Genomic DNA, 366 nt, shown 5'->3' with positions numbered 1-366 from the left:
TCGGTGGCGATCGCGGCGATCTCGGTGCGGTGCAGCCAGCCGGCGGTGGTGAACGACAGGCCGGGAGCGGGGCCTCCGGCGTAGTCGCCCCAGCCCTCCCGCTTCGCGCGGGCGAGGTGGCCGGTGCGGACGAGGACGATGTCACCGCGTCCGATGGTCACCTGGTGTGCCTCGGCCGTCGCCGTCAGATGGTCCTCGGTGATGGCGAAGCCGTCCGGCAGTTCCGCGTCGGTGCCGATCACCCGGCCGACGTCCAGCAGCACGCCTCGGCCCGCGACGTGGGGCGCCATGTGCTCGATGCCGGTGACGAGGTCGCCGTCGGAGGTGACGACCTTCTCGGCGGCCCGGCCGTTCCACGCCTTGCCG

Annotated in this window: 1 protein-coding gene; it reads right to left on the bottom strand. The window is 73.5% G+C overall.

Annotated elements, in window-relative coordinates:
* A partial coding sequence (locus ACYF6T_RS44695; RefSeq protein WP_461703726.1) for a cyclase family protein occupies positions 1 to 366 on the bottom strand: 366 nt, incomplete at both ends.

The sequence above is a fragment of the Streptomyces sp. 7R007 genome (genome assembly GCF_054850255.1).
The sequence above is the reverse complement of the archived record's forward strand: the minus strand, read 5'-3'. Positions and strand labels throughout refer to the sequence as shown.